We start from the raw sequence: 15,457 nt of genomic DNA, 5'->3' as shown, positions 1-15,457 counted from the left end.
CCCCACCCTGTTTCACGCCGCCCTCATGAAGCCATCGACGGAAGACCGTTGGCACGATCTGCGCCCGGACCCGGACAACGATACGCCGCTCTATCTGCAACTCGCGCGCAAGCTCGGCGAGGCGATCCACGACAACCGCTGGTCGGCCGGCGAAGCGCTGCCATCCGAGCGCGTGCTGTCGGAGGCGCTCGGCGTGTCGCGCATCACGGCCCGCAAGGCGATCGCGCTGCTCGTCGAGCAAGGCCTGATCCGCCGCACGCACGGCGCCGGCAACTTCATCCAGCCGCGTTATGAAGATCCGCTCTCGCGGCTGTCGAGCTTCAGCGAGATGCTGCGCCGGCGCGGCTTCACGCCCAGCTCGCGCTGGATCGCGGGCAGCGTGCAGCCGGCCAACCGCGACGAGGTGATCCAGCTCGGGCTGTCGCCGGCCGCCTCGGTCACGCGGCTCAAGCGCTTGCGGCTCGCCGACGGCATCGTGATGGCGGTCGAGAACTCCACGTTCCCGGCCACGCTGATTCCCGATCCCGCCGTGATCGGCGATTCGCTCTATTCCTACCTCGAACAGCGCGGCACACCGATCGTGCGGGCGCTGCAGCATTTCCGCGCCGTCAACGCCAGCGACGAGATCGCCGCGCAGATGGGCATCGCGCCGCACGACGCGCTGCTGCTGATCACGCGCATCGGCTACACCCACGACCAGCGCGCGATCGAACTGACCGACACGTACTGCCGCAACGATTACTACGATTTCGTCGTGGAATTGCGGAAGTAAGCCCCCGCTGGCGGCCGACGCATCGCCCTCGCAGCGCGCAATTTCCGTGCGTGCCGCGCCGCCCTTTTTATCGATTCACACCGATCAATCGAGCCATGCCGGCGCATCGGTGCCGGGGGGCACCGGCGGCCGCGCGAAATGCGCGGGCGTGGCGTCGAGCCGCTCGGCCGGCCGCACGCCCTGCACCGCGCCGAACGGCGAAGCGAGCGGTGTATCGAGGTAATCGCGCACGTCGTCGAGCGAACGATCGGGCACCGCGCGCCCGCCGTCCACCAGGCCGAACGATTGCAGCCAGCGGCCGGTCTGCGCCAGCGACACGCGCACGCGCCAACTGCCGCCCTCGGTCGCGCGCCGCGCCAGCGCGATCATCGCGCCGAACGCTGCGAGGTAGCCCGTCGCATGATCGAGCGCCTGACACGGCAGATGCACGGGGCCGTCGGCGCCGGCCGCGCGTTGCTCGTGCCAGGCGATGCCGCTGGCCGACTGCACGAGGCTGTCGAAGCCGCGCCGCGTCGCCCACGGGCCGTCATAGCCGTAAGCGCACACCGACACGCTGACGATGCCCGGATGCCGATGCGCCAGCGCGTCGTCGCCGAAACCGCGCGCGGCCAGCGCGCCGGGCCGGTACGACTGCAGGAACACGTCCGCACCGCCGGCCAGCGCGTCGAGCGTGGCCTGGCCTTCGTTGCTGCGCAGATCGACGTGCGCCGAGCGCTTGCCGCGGCCGTTGTCGATCACGAGCGCCGGGATGTTCGGCAGATGCGGGCCGTTCACCAGCAGCACGTCGGCGCCATGCTGGGCGAGCGTGCGCCCGGCCACCGGCCCGGCGATGATGCGCGTCAGATCGAGCACGCGGGTGCCGGCCAGCGGCCGCGCCGGCGGGGCGCCATCGCGCGCGGCGCGGCCGATCGGGCGCGGTGGCGCGTCACCGATCCGCTCGATCTCGAACAGCGGCCGGCGTGCGAGCGCGCGTGCCGCGTCGAGCGCGGCCCATTCGTCCGGGGTGCGAATCAATGCCGCGCACAGGCCCGCGTCGGCCAGCGTGGCGTCGAGTTCGGCGCCATCGCGGCCGAGGATCGCCGTGGCGATCGCTTCGGGCGTGTCGGCGCAGCCGAGCACGGCGACGATGCCCTGCCGGTGATGCGCAAAATTCGCGTGCAACTGAATCCAGCGGCCATCGCGGGTCGGGTAGAAGCCGGTGGCCGGATCACGCGGGTCGGGCGCGGGCTGGCCATCGACGCGCAGGTAACGTTCGCTGCGAAACGCGGCCAGCGCCGCCTCCTGCGAAAGCGCCACGCGCTGCACGCGGCCGGTGCGCAAGCGGTCGCACTCGGCGGCGGCCAGGCCGGCCGCCGCAATGGTGGCCTGGGCCAGCGTGCCGACGCGATGCACCGACGGCAGCCCAGGGTCTCCCGCGCCCGCGTCGAAATCGACGCGCGCCAACGCGGCCGGATCGCCGTCCGCCAGTTGCCAGAGGGTCTGCAAGGCTTGTCGTGGCTCCATCGTCTGCTCCGTTCATAAGGGGTGCGACGAGTCTAGAATCGCGCTACCGGGGCGATCAATCTTGATGGCCCGAATCAATACATACAGATTTGTTCGGTTATGCGCGCACGACTGCGCGCCGGAGCCTGCCGATGCCCAGAATCAGCGCCGCCGACGCCGCCCGCCAGCTCGGCGTGAGCCTGCCCACGCTCTACGCCTATGTCAGCCGCGGGCTGCTCGCGTCCTATCCCGACGGCCGCTCGAAGCGCCGCCACTACGATGCCGACGAGGTCACGCTGCTGGCGCGCCGCCGCGCCGACGCGAAACGCGCGGGCGGCGTGGCCGAGCGCTCGCTCGATTTCGGCGTGCCGGTGCTCGAATCGCGCATCACGCGGATCGCCGACGGCCGCCCGCGCTATCGCGGCCACGATGCCGTCGAGCTGGCCGGGCGCGCCTCGCTGGAGGACACCGCCGCGCTGCTGTGGGAATGCGAGCCGGCGCGCCTCGCCGCCGAGCCCGCGCTCGACGGCATCGACGCCGCGCAATGGCAGCGCTGGCTGCACGACTGGGCCGATTGCCCGCCGCTCGACCGCGCGCTGGTCATGCTGCCGGCCGCCGCCGCGCGCCTGCCGCGCGTCTGGGCGAGCGGGCCGCACGCGCAGATCGACGTGGCCGTCGCGCTGCTGCGTGCCACGCTCGCAGCGCTGGCGGGCACGACGCCTTCCGCGCAGCCGGCGCACCGCCAACTGGCCGCCGCCTGGGGCCTGCGCGGCGGCAAGGCGGCCGGCCTGCTGCGCGCCGCGATGGTGCTGTGCGCCGATCACGAGTTGAACCCTTCGACCTTCGCGGTGCGCTGCATCGCCTCCACCGGCACGCATCTGTTCGGCGCGATCGCGGGCGGCCTGGCTGCGCTGTCGGGGCCGCGTCACGGCGGCGAGACGGTACGCGTGCGGGCGCTGTTCGAGGAAGCCGCGCGCGCGGCGGACCTCGACCGCTACCTCGCGATCCGGCTCGCCCACGACGAGCGCGACGACGGCGGCCGCACCCGGCTCGCCGGCTTCGGCCATCCGCTCTACCCGGAAGGCGATCCGCGCTGCATCGCGCTGATCGACATGTTGCGCGAGCACGCCGGCACGCAAGCGGCGCTGCGCCAGGGGCTGGCCGTGGCCGCGCGCGTGGAGGCGGCCACCGGCGAACGGCCGACCGTCGATTTCGCGCTCGCGCTGATCGAACGCGTGCTGGCGCTGCCCGAGGGCGCAGGTTTCGTGCTGTTCGCGGCCGGGCGCACCGCGGGCTGGATCGCGCACGCGCTGGAGCAGCAGCGCGACGGCAAGCTGATCCGCCCACGCGCCCGCTATGTGGGCAGCGACGCGCCGGGCGGGTGAGCGGGTGGTAGGCAGGCGCTTTGGTCGCATTGGCACATTCGGTTGCAGTCGTTGTGTCCGTTGTGTCCGTTGTGTCCGTTGTGTCCGTTGTGTCCGTTGTGTCCGTTAAGTCCGTTAAGTCCGTTGCGTCGGCCGTGTTGACCACATCGGTCGCGTCGGTCGCGTCCATCGCTTCGTCGCTTCGTCGCTTCGTCACGTCAGTACTTCAGTCGCGCAAGTCCCTCCGCCCGCCACGATCTTCCTGCGCGACCACTGCGCTTTTTCCTACAATGGCGGCTGTCCGCGACTCCGAACCCCACCCATGTCCCGTCCCCCCGCCGCTCCGAGCGAATCGTCCCTGACCGTGATGCTGTGGGTCGTCGCCACCGGCTTCTTCATGCAGACGCTCGACTCCACCATCGTAAACACGGCGCTGCCGTCGATGGCCGCGAGCCTCGGCGAATCGCCGCTGCGCATGCAATCGGTGGTGATCGCCTATTCGCTGACGATGGCGGTGATGATCCCCGTCTCGGGCTGGCTGGCCGACACATTCGGCACGCGCCGGGTGTTCTTCAGCGCGATCCTGATCTTCTCGGCCAGTTCGCTGCTGTGCGCCAACGCGCACACGCTGCCGCAACTGGTGGGGTTCCGCGTCGCGCAGGGGGTGGGCGGCGCGATGCTGCTGCCGGTCGGGCGGCTCGCCGTGCTGCGCACGTTCCCGGCCGAGCGCTACCTGCCGGCGCTGTCGTTCGTCGCGATCCCGGGCCTGATCGGCCCGCTGATCGGCCCGACGCTCGGCGGCTGGCTCGTCAAGATCGCTTCGTGGCACTGGATCTTCCTGATCAACGTGCCGGTGGGCGTGGTCGGCTGCCTGGCCACCTACTACTCGATGCCCGATTCGCGCAACCCGGCGGTGGGCCGCTTCGACCTGCGCGGCTACCTGCTGCTGACGATCGGCATGATTGCGGTATCGCTGTCGCTCGACGGGCTGGCCGATCTCGGCATGGACCACGGCGCCGTGCTGGTGCTGATGATCCTCGGCCTCGCCGCGTTCGTTGCCTACGGGCTGTACGCGGTGCGCGCGCCGCATCCGCTGTTTCCGCTCGACCTGTTCAAGATCCACACGTTCAGCGTGGGCCTGCTCGGCAACCTGTTCGCGCGGATCGGCAGCGGCGCGATGCCGTACCTGATTCCGCTGCTGCTGCAGGTGAGCCTCGGCTACTCGGCGTTCGAGGCCGGCCTGATGATGCTGCCGGTGGCGGCCGCCGGGATGTTCTCGAAACGCCTGATCACCCAGCTCATCACGCGCCACGGCTACCGCAAGGTGCTGCTGCTGAACACCATCATGGTCGGGCTGATGATGGCCAGCATGGCGCTGATCAGCGACCGCCTGCCGTTGTGGCTGCAGGTGCTGCAACTGGCCGTGTTCGGCGGCTTCAACTCGATGCAGTTCACGGCGATGAACACGCTGACGCTCAAGGATCTCGGCACCGGCGGCGCGAGCAGCGGCAACAGCCTGTTCTCGCTCGTGCAGATGCTGGCGATGAGCCTCGGCGTGACGGTGGCCGGCGCGCTGCTCGCCACGTTCACGGGCGTGATGCACAGCGTGACGCCCACCCACACGCTGCCGGCCTTCCACGCCACGTTCGTGTGCGTGGGCATCATCACCGCGTGCTCGGCGTGGATCTTCGCGCAGCTCTCGCCTGACGTGCGCGGCAGCACGGCGAAGAAGACCGATCCGTCGGAACGGGCGTAAATCGGGACGAGCGGCGGGGGATTCGGCGGGGGATTCGGCGGGGGATTCGGCGGGGGATTCGGCGGGGGATTCAGTGGGGATTCAGTGGGGATTCAGTGGGGATTCGGCAGGAACTCGGCGCAGAACTCGGCCGGGAACTCGACCGCGAACCCGGGGCCCCGGCGCAGCCGGAAAAGCCTCGCCCGGCGCGACATCCGGCTCGACATCGAAGCCGACCGGCAGCGCCGCGCCATGCACGACCGCGCCCGCATCACCGCACCAACTCGGTGCAAACGCACCATGCACGTCGCCGGCACCCACCCGCGCGAGCGTTGCACAACGGCTGCATGCGGCACGTCCGCCGCGCATGTTTCTTGCTCGTTCACCGGTGCTAGGTAAACTGTCACCCTCTTCCCCGCCGCACCATGACGACCATGATCGATATCGATCCTCCCGGCTTCCAGCCGCCGCGCCCCGTCGCGGGCGACGACGGCAACCGGCGCACCGTGCTGTACGGCGACTACACCGTGTTCAGCGTGTTCCAGCCGGTGTTCTCGGTCTCGCACCGCCGCGCGATCGGCTATCACGCCTCGCTGCGCGCGCATGGCGCCGACGGCGCGCAGGTGCCGTCGCACGAAGTGTTCACGCAGGCGGCGCGGCGCGGTGACCTGCTCGAACTGGGCCGGCTCGCGGAATCGCTGCATCTGGGCAACTTCCACGCGTTCGACAGCCACGAGGAATGGCTCTTCCTGAGCCTGCACCCGGCCGCGCTGATGGACACCATCTACGGCGACGCGCTGCTCGCGAACCTGAAAACCCTGGGCCTGCCGCCGCAGCGCGTGGTGCTCGAAGTGCCCGAGCAGGCCGGTGGCGACACGCCGCGCTTCGGCGCGATCGTCGACGGCCTGCGCAAGGCCGGCTTCCTGATCGCGCTGGGCGGCTTCGGCGCGAAGCATTCGAACATCGATCGCGTCTGGCATCTGCATCCCGATATCGTCGCGCTCGACCGCGGCATTCTCGCCCAGGCGAGCGAGCACTCGCACCTCGAACGCGTGCTGCCGGGGCTGGTCTCGCTGCTGCACGAATCGGGGCAACTGGTGCTGATGGGCGGGCTGTCGACCGAGCGCGAGGCGCTGATCGCGCTCGAATGCAACGTCGATTTCGTGCAGGGCACGTATTTTTCTGGGCCGAGCGTCGAGCCGGTGCAGCCGCAGGCGGCGGCCGGCTCGATGGACACGCTGTCGGCCGCGCTGCGGCTGCGCGTGGCCGAGCGCGAGCGCACCCAGCATGCGCGGCTCGCGCCGTACGTGGCCGCGCTCGAACAGGCCAGCACGCGCATCGCGGCCGGACAGGATATCGGCACGGCCGCCGCCGACCTGCTCGCGCTGCCCGACGCGGCGCGCTGCTTCCTGCTCGACGCCTCGGGCCGCCAGATCGGCGACAACGTGCTGCCGCGCACCCGCGCCTCGCAGCGCGCCAAGCGCTTCAGGCCGTTGCTGCATTCGGAGGGCGCGAGCTGGGAACGTCGGCCGTACTTCATCGAGGCGATGCGCGCGCCGGGCAGCGTGCGCGTGACGCCGCCCTATCTGTCGATCAACGAGGCGCACCTGTGCGTGACCGCCTCGATCGCCGCCGTGCGCACGAGCGGCATGCAGGTGCTCTGCGTCGACATCAACTGGTAACGCGCGGCGCCCGCTCAGGCCAGGCTCAGGCCTGGTCGGCGGGCAGCGGCGGCGGCTCATCCGCCGCGTCGCGCAACGTATGCAGCAAGGCATCGGCGCGCCAGCGCGTGTGCGAACGATCGCTGCTCGCCAGCCGCACCAGCTCGCGCAGCCGCTCATTGACCGGCGCGCGCATCCCCGATTCCGCCGCCAGCCGCACGATCTCGCCGTTGAGCCAGTCGATCTCGGTCTGGCGGCCCGCGGCGAGATCGTCGGCCATCGACGAGCGCGCATGCGGATCGATCGACAGCATCGGCCCCGCGAATCGCGCGAACAGCGCATCGGGCAACCCCAGCACCGCCGGCAGCCAGCCGGGCGGCAACGGCGTGAGCCACGCCGGCCGAATCCCCGAACGATGCAGGATGCGCAACGCCTCGGTTTGCGCCAGCGCGAGGCAGCGCCGGTAATCGCGCTGGCCCAGTTGCTCGCGCAACGGCAGCCACGACAGCGCGTTGATCGCGTTGTTGAGGTTGAACAGCAGCTTGGCCCATTGCACCGGCAGGATGTTCTCGCAATGCCGCAGCGGCAGCACCGCGCGGTCGAACACGTCGTTGATGGCGTCGAGCCGCGGCGACGCCTCCACCACGAGCTGGCCGCCCGAGCCCTGATGGAATACGCCGTTGCCGCGCGCCATCACGTTGAACGGCACCATCGCCGCGAGCACCGTGCGCGCCGGCAGCGCGATGCGCAACGCATCGGCCTGGCGCACGCCGTTCTGGAAGCTGATCACGAGCGTGCCGGGGCGCAGCACCGGATCGAGCGCGGCGGCCGCGGCCGGCGTCGCCGTGCATTTCACCGTCACGAACACCACGTCGGCATCGGCCAGCGCACGCGCGTCGGTGTGGAAATCGATCCGCTCGGGCGCGACCTGCGCCTCGCGGCCGAAGTAATCGTCGAGCGTGAGCCCGTGGGTGCGCAGCATGTCCCCGGTGTCGGCGCGGCCGACGAAGCGCACATTGCCGCCCGCGACCGCAAGCCGGCCGCCGATATAGCAGCCGATGGTGCCCGCGCCGAACACCGCGAGCCGGGTCATGGTCGGGTCAGACGCGTGCGCCGTGAGGCCCGTGACGCTGCGGGCCGACACGCCGCTCGATCGCGTCACGCACCTCGCGGCGCAGGCCCGCGTGGAACGCGAGCTCCGCCACCACGAACAGCGGCCCGATCGCCAGGCCGATGACGTCGTCGACGAAGGCCGGCTTGCGGCCCTCGAACGCATGACCGACGAACTGGATCACCCACCCCGCCACGAACAAACCGATGCCCGCCGCGAGCCACACGCCGGTGCGCTCGGCGGCCAGCGCCTGGCCGAGCCAGAGCGTCAGCGCGAGCAGCACGCTCATGGCGGCGCCGAAGCGCAGGTCGAGCCGCAGGTAGTAAAGCGCGGCGGCCACGGCCACCACCAGCGCCGGGCTCAACGCGACGCCGGCCAGCGCGCCGGCCGCCGGCCGCGACAGCAGCACGGCCACCGCGGCGACGATCATCGGGATGCCGAACAAGTGGGTGACGATATTGCGCGTATCGCGGTGATACGCGGCGTAGTTTGCGAGTTGATCGACCAGTGTCTTCATCGTGTCTGCCTCCTTGACGAGCGCTATGATGCGGATTGCCCCGCGCCTTCGCTGTCAGCTACCCGACATCCCCCATGCTCGCGCCGCCCGATCCGCTGCTTCCCCTGCTCGACGCGAACCCCTGGTTCCGCGCCCTGCCCGACGCCTTGCGCGCCAGGCTGCGCGCCACCGCCGCCGTGCGCGAACTCGCCGCCGGCGAGACGCTGTTCCGGCGCGGCGATCCGCCGTGCGGGCTGTACGCGGTACTAACCGGCGCACTCAGCATCGGCGCCGTCGATCCCGATGGCCGCGAATCGCTGCTGACCGTGCTCGAACCCACCACCTGGTTCGGCGAGATCTCCCTGTTCGACGGCCAGCCCTGCACACACGATGCGATTGCCGTGGAGAACACACGACTTTTGCATCTCGCGCAAGCTGCGCTGCAACAACTGCTCGCCGAGTCGCCGCATTACTGGCGACACTTCGGGCTCCTGATGGCCCAGAAGCTGCGGCTGTCGTTCCTGAGCGTGGAGGCGATCAGCGTGATGCCGGCCGCCCAGCGGCTGGCCGCGCGGCTGCTGATGATCGCCGAGGGCTACGGCGGCATCAGCACCGGCCACACGCGCATCCGGCTCTCGCAGGAGCGGCTCGCGTCGCTGGCTTCGCTCACGCGCCAGACCACCAACCAGTTGCTGCGCGAGATGGCCGCGCGCGGCGTGGTGCGCTTGCAGGTGGGCGAGATCGAGATCCTCGATCTCGCCGCATTGCGGGCCGCGAGCGGCGATATCGGGCGGGCGCTGTGAACCCTGCGCGCATCGCGGGCTGCCGCGCCGCCGGATGTTGATAGCATGAGCCTCTCGGCGCGGGCGGCCGGCAGTGTGTACTCCCCTCGCCCGTCTCCCCATCCCGCTTCACGTCACTTCATTCCACGAGGACCCACCCGATGTCGTCAGCCCCGCCGCTCTTCAACCGCATCCTGCTCACCAACGACGACGGTATCGACGCGCCCGGCCTCGCCGTGCTCGAACGGGTCGCCCGGACGCTGGCGCGCGAAGTCTGGACCGTCGCGCCGGCCTCGGACCAAAGCGGCACCTCGCATTCCTTGAGCCTGCACGAGCCGCTGCGCGTGGTTCCCGCCGGCGAACGGCGCTTCGCCGTGCGCGGCACGCCGGGCGACAGCGTGGCCGTGGCGCTCGGCAGCCTGATGCAGGAGGCGCGGCCCGAACTCGTGCTGTCCGGCATCAATCGCGGCGCGAACCTCGGCACCGAGACGGTGTTCTCGGGCACCGTCGGCGCGGCCATGACGAGCATGCTGATCGGCGTGCCGGCCATCGCGCTGAGCCAGGCGTTCGCGAACCGCAACGCGGTGCCGTGGGACACGGCCGGCGAGCATGCGGCCGGCGTGATCCGCCAGTTGGTGGCGGCCGGCTGGGATGCCGACGCGTGCCTGAACGTGAACTTCCCGCCCGTGGCGGCCAGCGAAGTGGGCACGCTGAAGGTGACCACGCAGGGCCGGGGCCTGCTCGGCGGCGTGGAGATCGTCTCGCGCACCGATCCGCGCGAACACGGCTATCACTGGCTCAAGCTCGCGCGCGGCCCGCGCGACGACGCGCCCGATTCCGAAACGCTGTCGCTGCGCGCCGGCCACATCACCGTCACGCCGCTGAAGTTCGAGCGCACCCACGACGCGGCGCGCGAGCGGCTCGCGGCGAAACTGGCGGGCTGAACCGCCAACGGGCGGGCGGCACGCGCCGTTTCGCCCGGACGAAAAAAAGCCCTCGCATGCGAGGGCTTTTTTCATCGGCGGCAGCCCGGAAGCTGCTTGCCGATCAGAACCGAAACCGTGACTTACGCGAAGTTCTTGGCTGCGAAGTCCCAGTTCACGATGTTCCAGAACGCTTCGACGAACTTCGGACGCGCGTTGCGGTAGTCGATGTAGTAGGCGTGTTCCCAGACGTCGATCGTCAGCAGGGCCTTGGCATCGGTCGTCAGCGGCGTGGCGGCGTTGCTGGTCGAGACCAGGTCGAGCGAACCGTCGGCCTTCTTCACCAGCCATGCCCAGCCCGAGCCGAACGTGCCGATTGCCGTCTTGGTGAACGCTTCCTTGAATGCGTCGAACGAACCCCACTTGGCGTTGATCGCGTCGGCCAGCGCGCCCGTCGGTGCACCGCCACCCTTCGGCGACAGGCTGTTCCAGAAGAACGTGTGATTCCAGATTTGCGCGGCGTTGTTGAAAATACCGCCCGACGACTTCTTCACGATCTCTTCGAGCGAGAGGTTTTCGAACTCGGTGCCCGGGATCAGGTTGTTCAGGTTCGTCACATAGGTCTGATGGTGCTTGCCGTAGTGGAACTGGATCGTCTCGACCGAGATGTGCGGAGCGAGCGCGTCTTCAGCGTACGGCAGCGGCGGGAGCGTATGAGCCATGGCGATTCCTTTGAAGTATGTGTGGGGGACAGGGTCCTGCGAGCGTCCGATTGTAGGCGAGACCGAATAACCCCGCAAACTCGCGGGTATTCGGGCGCGCCGCCATCCGTCCGGCTGTCGGAGCCGCTGTCATAGCGGCCTGCCGACACGCGTGCGACATATTTCCGGCATCGGGAAACGCGCACGCGTCGATGGAAATGCAGCACGATTCGATCCCGTTGCGCGGCGCGGCGAACCGCGCCGGCCGCGCGGGGTTCAGAACGATTCGTCGAGGCGCGGCTGGACGTCGGCCAACGTCACGTCGACGGTGCCCTCGGCCAGATGCACGGCCAGCCGGCGCTGCGGCTTCAGCGTGCCCGGCGAGCGCACCGCGCGGCCGGTTTGCGTGTCGATCAGCGCCGCGTAGCCACGCTCCAGCGTGCGCTGCGGGCTCAACACCTCGAGCCGCGCCGCCAGGCCGGCCACACGCGACGCCTCGCGCTCGTGGCGGTAACGCAGCGCCGTGCCCAGGCGCTGCGCGTGCCCGGCCAGTGCCTGCCGGGCCGCCGCCGGATCGGGACGGGTGCGTTGCCAGCGCAGCATGACCAGCGCGAAACGGCCGCGCGCATCGCGCACCGGCCGCGCGCCGGCCGAGGCAAGCCGTACCGACAGTTGCTGCAAGTGGGTGCGCTGACGCGCCAGCCGCTCGGCCGGGCTGACCAGCCGGCGCGCGAGCCAGTCCAACTGCTGGCCACGCGCGTCGAGCCCGCGGCGCAGGCCGCGCGCGAGCGCCGCGTGACGCTCGGCCAGCTCGCGCAGCAGCAGCGCGCGCTGCGGGCTGACGAGTTCGGCCGCGCCGGTGGGCGTGGGCGCGCGCACGTCGGCGGCGAAATCGGCGATCGTGAAGTCGGTTTCGTGGCCCACGCCGCTGATCACCGGCAACGCGCTCGCGGCAATCGCCCGCGCCAGCGCTTCGTCGTTGAACGACCAGAGATCCTCGATCGAGCCGCCGCCGCGGCAAACGATCAGCACGTCGGTGCGATCCTGCTCGCGGCGCGCGTTGGCCGCCTCGACCATTGCCGTGAGCCGCTCGGCGGCGCCCGCGCCCTGCACCGGCGCCGGGTAGACGATCACCGGCACGTGCGGCGCGCGGCGCGCCAGCGTGCTCAACACGTCGCGCAACGCCGCGGCCTGCAACGACGTGACGATGCCGATCGCGCGCGGGTGCGCGGGCAGCGGCCGCTTGCGCTCGGGCGTGAACAGCCCTTCGCTTTCGAGCTGCGCCTTGAGCTTCAGGAACGCCTCGAACAGCCGCCCCTGGCCGGTCCGCCGCACCGCCTCGACGCTCAGTTGCACCTCGCCGCGCGGCTCGTACATCGTGACCAGCGCCCGCACCTCGATGCGATCGCCCTCGCGCGGCGTGAACGGCGCGTGCTGGGCGCGGCCGCGGAACATCACGCAGCGCATCTGCGCGTCCTTGTCCTTGATCGAGAAATACCAGTGGCCGCTGGCCGCACGCGTGAAATTCGACACCTCGCCCGACACCCAACTGAGCGGGAACGCGCGCTCGAGCATCGAGCCGATCGCGCGATTGAGCGCGGAAACGGGGATCACGCCGTCGCCGGATGAGGCGCCGCCGGGGCCGGACAGGAAGGAATCGGAAGGCATCGCGTCGGAAGAAATGGGAGCGGGCACACGATAGCCCCGCCGCGCCGCGCCGGCAAGCGCCACCGCCAGCCGGCGGCGGGCCGGCGAGAAGTGTCCACACCCGCGCGGCGGCATTCACAGAGCCGTAACATACCCCTTAAAAACAGCATGAAAAATACTTAAACCATTGATTTAAAACAAATAATATGTGACATATTGTGACTTGCCACCGACCGGAAGGCCGCCATACGGGCGTTTGCGCAGATCGTCGGGGTAGTTCTTCACAGAGTTATCCACAGGTCTCGCGGGCAAGCGCCCCGTGCGCGCGACTTGCCGCACGCGCCGCCGCCGCGCTAGAGTGCCGCCTTTCGAGGGGTCATTGCCGAGGCCGGCCGAGCGGCCGTCAGCCCCTCGTCCTGCCTCGACGATCCCGCCGCCGCTTCCGGAGATTTGCCCTTGACCGATCCGTTCGCCCTCCGTCCGATCCGGCCCGCCGCCGGCGCCCTTCGATGAGCCGCCCCGCTGGCTGGGTGGCGCGCATCGAGGCGACGCTCACGCGCGAATGGCAACGGCGCGGGCCGCTCGCATGGGCGCTGACGCCGTTCGCCGCCGTGTTCGGCGCGATCGCCGCCGGCCGCCGCGCGGCGTTCGCGGCCGGCTGGAAGGCGCGCGTCGATCCGGGCGTGCCGGTGGTGGTGGTCGGCAACGTGACGGTGGGCGGCACCGGCAAGACGCCGACCGTGATCGCGCTGGTCGACGCGTTGCGCGCCAACGGCTTCCATCCCGGCGTGGTGTCGCGCGGCTATGGCGCCGAGATCCGCGAGCCGACCGAGGTCACGCCCGATTCGCCGGCCTCGCGCGCCGGCGACGAACCGCTCCTGATCGCACGCCGCACCCAGGCGCCGGTGTGCGTGTGCCCCGACCGCATCGCCGCGATCCGCGCGCTGCGCGCCGCGCATCCCGAGGTGGACGTGGTGATCAGCGACGACGGCCTCCAGCATTACCGGATGGCGCGCACCGTCGAACTCGTGGTGTTCGATCACCGGCTCGGCGGCAACGGCTTCCTGTTGCCGGCCGGCCCGCTGCGCGAGCCGCTGTCGCGCCGTCGCGACGCCACGCTCGTCAACGATCCGTACAGCCGGGCGCTGCCGCCCTGGCCGAACACGTTCGCGCTGCAACTGGCGCCGGGCGACGCCTGGCATCTCGACGCCCCGTCGCGGCGACGCCCGCTCGCGCAATTCGCGGGCGAGCGCGTGCTGGCCGCGGCCGGGATCGGCGCGCCCGAGCGCTTCTTCGCCACGCTGCGCGCGGCTGGCCTCGCGCCCGCCACGCGTGCGCTGCCGGACCATTACGCCTTCGCCGAGAACCCGTTCGCGCACGACGATGCCGATGTGATCCTGATCACCGAGAAGGATGCAGTAAAATTGGGCGCTTCCTGGCGCGATGCCCGACTGTGGGTTGTCCCTGTCGAAGCCGCGCTCGACCCCCGCCTTATCGCTCTCGTTGTGGAGAAACTCCGTGGACGCTCGCCTGCTTGAAATCATCGTGTGCCCTATCTGCAAAGGCCCACTCCAGCATGACCGCGCCGCGCAGGAACTGATCTGTCACGCCGACAAGCTCGCGTATCCGATTCGCGACGGCATCCCCGTGATGCTGGTCGACGAAGCGCGACAGACCGTCGAAGGCACGCCCGTCGACCCTGCCGGCCCCGCGAACTGACGCGCGGGCGGGCAGCCTTGGCGCCCGCCGCGCCGCTCGCGCCCGCCCTCGTGGCGGGCGCGGCGTTTCAGCCGCCCGAATCCCATTGCCGCGCGCGCCGCGAAGCGCGCCGGCGGTTCCGCCTCCTGGTTCCGTCTCCTGCTCACCGCCCGAACTCCGATGACCAACCCGCAGCCCTTCATCGCCGTCGTCCCGGCCCGCCTGGCCTCGACGCGCCTGCCGAACAAGCCGCTCGCCGACCTCGGCGGCAAGCCGATGGTGGTGCGCGTCGCCGAACGCGCGCGTGAAGCGGGCGCGGCCCGCGTGCTGGTGGCCTCCGACGCGCAAAGCGTGCTCGACGCCGCCCAGGCCGAAGGCTTCGAGGCGTTGATGACGCGCGCCGACCATCCGTCGGGCACCGATCGGCTCGCCGAAGTCGCCACGCTGCTCGCCCTGCCGGACGACACGATCGTGGTGAACGTACAGGGCGACGAGCCGCTGATCGACCCGGCGCTAATCCGCGACGTAGCGTCGCACCTTTCATCGCACCCCGATTGCGCGATCGCAACCGCTGCCCATCCGATTGACGATCCCGCCGAAGTGTTCAACCCGAACGTGGTGAAAGTGGCGCTCGACGCGAAAAGCGTGGCCCTGTATTTCTCGCGCGCGCCGATTCCGTGGTCGCGCGACGCCTACCAGCCGCACTGGCCGGCCGTCGAAACCATGCCGGAGCCGGCCTTTCCGGTGTATCGGCACATCGGGCTGTATGCCTACCGCGCGCGCTTCCTGCGCACCTATCCGTCGCTCGCGCAGGCGCCGATCGAGCAGGCCGAGCAGCTCGAACAGCTGCGCGCGATGTGGCACGGCGAGCGCATCGCGGTGCGCGTGACGGCCTCGGCGCCCGCGCCGGGCGTCGATACGCCGGCCGACCTGGCCCGCGTGCAGGCCCTTTTTCGGTCGACGGCAAAATAAGCCGTGGCATAATCGGACGACTGTGCGAGCCGTCAGGCGCCGCCCACGATGAGTCGCGCTCGCCAGCTCTCCCGCCGGCAGCCGCGCCGGCCCCGCTGCCGGCGCCGCCGTCA

14 protein-coding genes are annotated in these 15,457 nt (G+C 70.5%); 9 read left to right on the top strand and 5 right to left on the bottom strand.

Annotation, left to right across the window (positions count from 1 at the left end; translation table 11 throughout):
• Positions 1 to 25: 25 nt before the first annotated feature.
• Positions 26 to 772 carry a GntR family transcriptional regulator gene (locus AB4851_RS19740; RefSeq protein ID WP_414451150.1) on the top strand — a complete coding sequence of 249 codons (747 nt, stop codon included), beginning with the start codon at positions 26 to 28 and terminating at the stop codon, positions 770 to 772.
• A gap of 84 nt (positions 773 to 856) precedes the next feature.
• Here AB4851_RS19740 and AB4851_RS19735 read toward each other — a convergent pair whose 3' ends face one another.
• On the bottom strand, positions 857 to 2,275 hold the full coding sequence (locus AB4851_RS19735; RefSeq protein ID WP_414451149.1) for a CoA transferase: 1,419 nt from the start codon (positions 2,273 to 2,275) through the stop codon (positions 857 to 859).
• 131 nt (positions 2,276 to 2,406) lie between these two features.
• Between AB4851_RS19735 and AB4851_RS19730 the strand changes: the two genes are divergently transcribed.
• The 3 genes from AB4851_RS19730 to AB4851_RS19720 all read left to right on the top strand — a co-directional run bounded on the left by AB4851_RS19730 (position 2,407) and on the right by AB4851_RS19720 (position 7,035).
• Positions 2,407 to 3,639, top strand: a complete 1,233-nt coding sequence (locus AB4851_RS19730) for a citrate/2-methylcitrate synthase (protein WP_414451148.1) — start codon at positions 2,407 to 2,409, stop codon at positions 3,637 to 3,639.
• Positions 3,640 to 3,940: 301 nt separating this feature from the next.
• Positions 3,941 to 5,374, top strand: a complete 1,434-nt coding sequence (gene mdtD, locus AB4851_RS19725) for a multidrug transporter subunit MdtD (RefSeq protein WP_414451147.1) — start codon at positions 3,941 to 3,943, stop codon at positions 5,372 to 5,374.
• Positions 5,375 to 5,787: 413 nt separating this feature from the next.
• A complete protein-coding gene (locus AB4851_RS19720) occupies positions 5,788 to 7,035 on the top strand; it encodes an EAL domain-containing protein (protein ID WP_414445648.1) in 1,248 nt (415 codons plus the stop codon).
• A 25-nt stretch (positions 7,036 to 7,060) separates the two neighbouring features.
• On the opposite strand, the gene AB4851_RS19715 is transcribed toward AB4851_RS19720, so the two are convergent.
• Together AB4851_RS19715 and AB4851_RS19710 are read right to left on the bottom strand one after the other, a co-directional pair.
• Entirely contained in the window at positions 7,061 to 8,107 is a 1,047-nt protein-coding gene (locus AB4851_RS19715; RefSeq protein WP_414451897.1) for a 2-dehydropantoate 2-reductase, read from the bottom strand.
• A gap of 7 nt (positions 8,108 to 8,114) precedes the next feature.
• Positions 8,115 to 8,642: a DUF962 domain-containing protein gene (locus AB4851_RS19710; protein WP_414451146.1), complete on the bottom strand. Its 528-nt coding sequence runs from the start codon at positions 8,640 to 8,642 to the stop codon at positions 8,115 to 8,117.
• 74 nt (positions 8,643 to 8,716) lie between these two features.
• Here AB4851_RS19710 and AB4851_RS19705 point away from each other — a divergent pair, with 74 nt between their 5' ends.
• Positions 8,717 to 9,424: a Crp/Fnr family transcriptional regulator gene (locus tag AB4851_RS19705; protein ID WP_414451145.1), complete on the top strand. Its 708-nt coding sequence runs from the start codon at positions 8,717 to 8,719 to the stop codon at positions 9,422 to 9,424.
• Between the two features lie 140 nt (positions 9,425 to 9,564).
• The gene (surE, locus tag AB4851_RS19700; protein WP_414451144.1) at positions 9,565 to 10,347 is read left to right on the top strand and encodes a 5'/3'-nucleotidase SurE; all 783 of its coding nucleotides are present in this window, start codon (positions 9,565 to 9,567) and stop codon (positions 10,345 to 10,347) included.
• A gap of 122 nt (positions 10,348 to 10,469) precedes the next feature.
• On the opposite strand, the gene sodB is transcribed toward surE, so the two are convergent.
• Positions 10,470 to 11,048 (bottom strand): superoxide dismutase [Fe], encoded by a 579-nt coding sequence (gene sodB, locus AB4851_RS19695; protein ID WP_414442910.1) that lies wholly within the window; start codon positions 11,046 to 11,048, stop codon positions 10,470 to 10,472.
• 255 nt (positions 11,049 to 11,303) lie between these two features.
• Positions 11,304 to 12,695, bottom strand: a complete 1,392-nt coding sequence (gene xseA, locus AB4851_RS19690) for an exodeoxyribonuclease VII large subunit (protein ID WP_414451143.1) — start codon at positions 12,693 to 12,695, stop codon at positions 11,304 to 11,306.
• A 488-nt stretch (positions 12,696 to 13,183) separates the two neighbouring features.
• Here xseA and lpxK point away from each other — a divergent pair, with 488 nt between their 5' ends.
• From lpxK to kdsB, 3 genes are all read left to right on the top strand, one after another.
• Positions 13,184 to 14,212: a tetraacyldisaccharide 4'-kinase gene (gene lpxK, locus AB4851_RS19685; RefSeq protein ID WP_414451142.1), complete on the top strand. Its 1,029-nt coding sequence runs from the start codon at positions 13,184 to 13,186 to the stop codon at positions 14,210 to 14,212.
• The gene (locus AB4851_RS19680; RefSeq protein WP_414442913.1) at positions 14,193 to 14,393 is read left to right on the top strand and encodes a Trm112 family protein; all 201 of its coding nucleotides are present in this window, start codon (positions 14,193 to 14,195) and stop codon (positions 14,391 to 14,393) included. The genes lpxK and AB4851_RS19680 overlap by 20 nt, the downstream gene beginning before the upstream one ends.
• Before the next feature lie 159 nt (positions 14,394 to 14,552).
• Entirely contained in the window at positions 14,553 to 15,344 is a 792-nt protein-coding gene (kdsB, locus tag AB4851_RS19675; RefSeq protein ID WP_414451141.1) for a 3-deoxy-manno-octulosonate cytidylyltransferase, read from the top strand.
• Positions 15,345 to 15,457: the final 113 nt, after the last annotated feature.

Source organism: Burkholderia sp. 22PA0099 (genome assembly GCF_047497165.1).
Classification (GTDB): domain Bacteria; phylum Pseudomonadota; class Gammaproteobacteria; order Burkholderiales; family Burkholderiaceae; genus Burkholderia.
The sequence above is the reverse complement of the archived record's forward strand: the minus strand, read 5'-3'. Positions and strand labels throughout refer to the sequence as shown.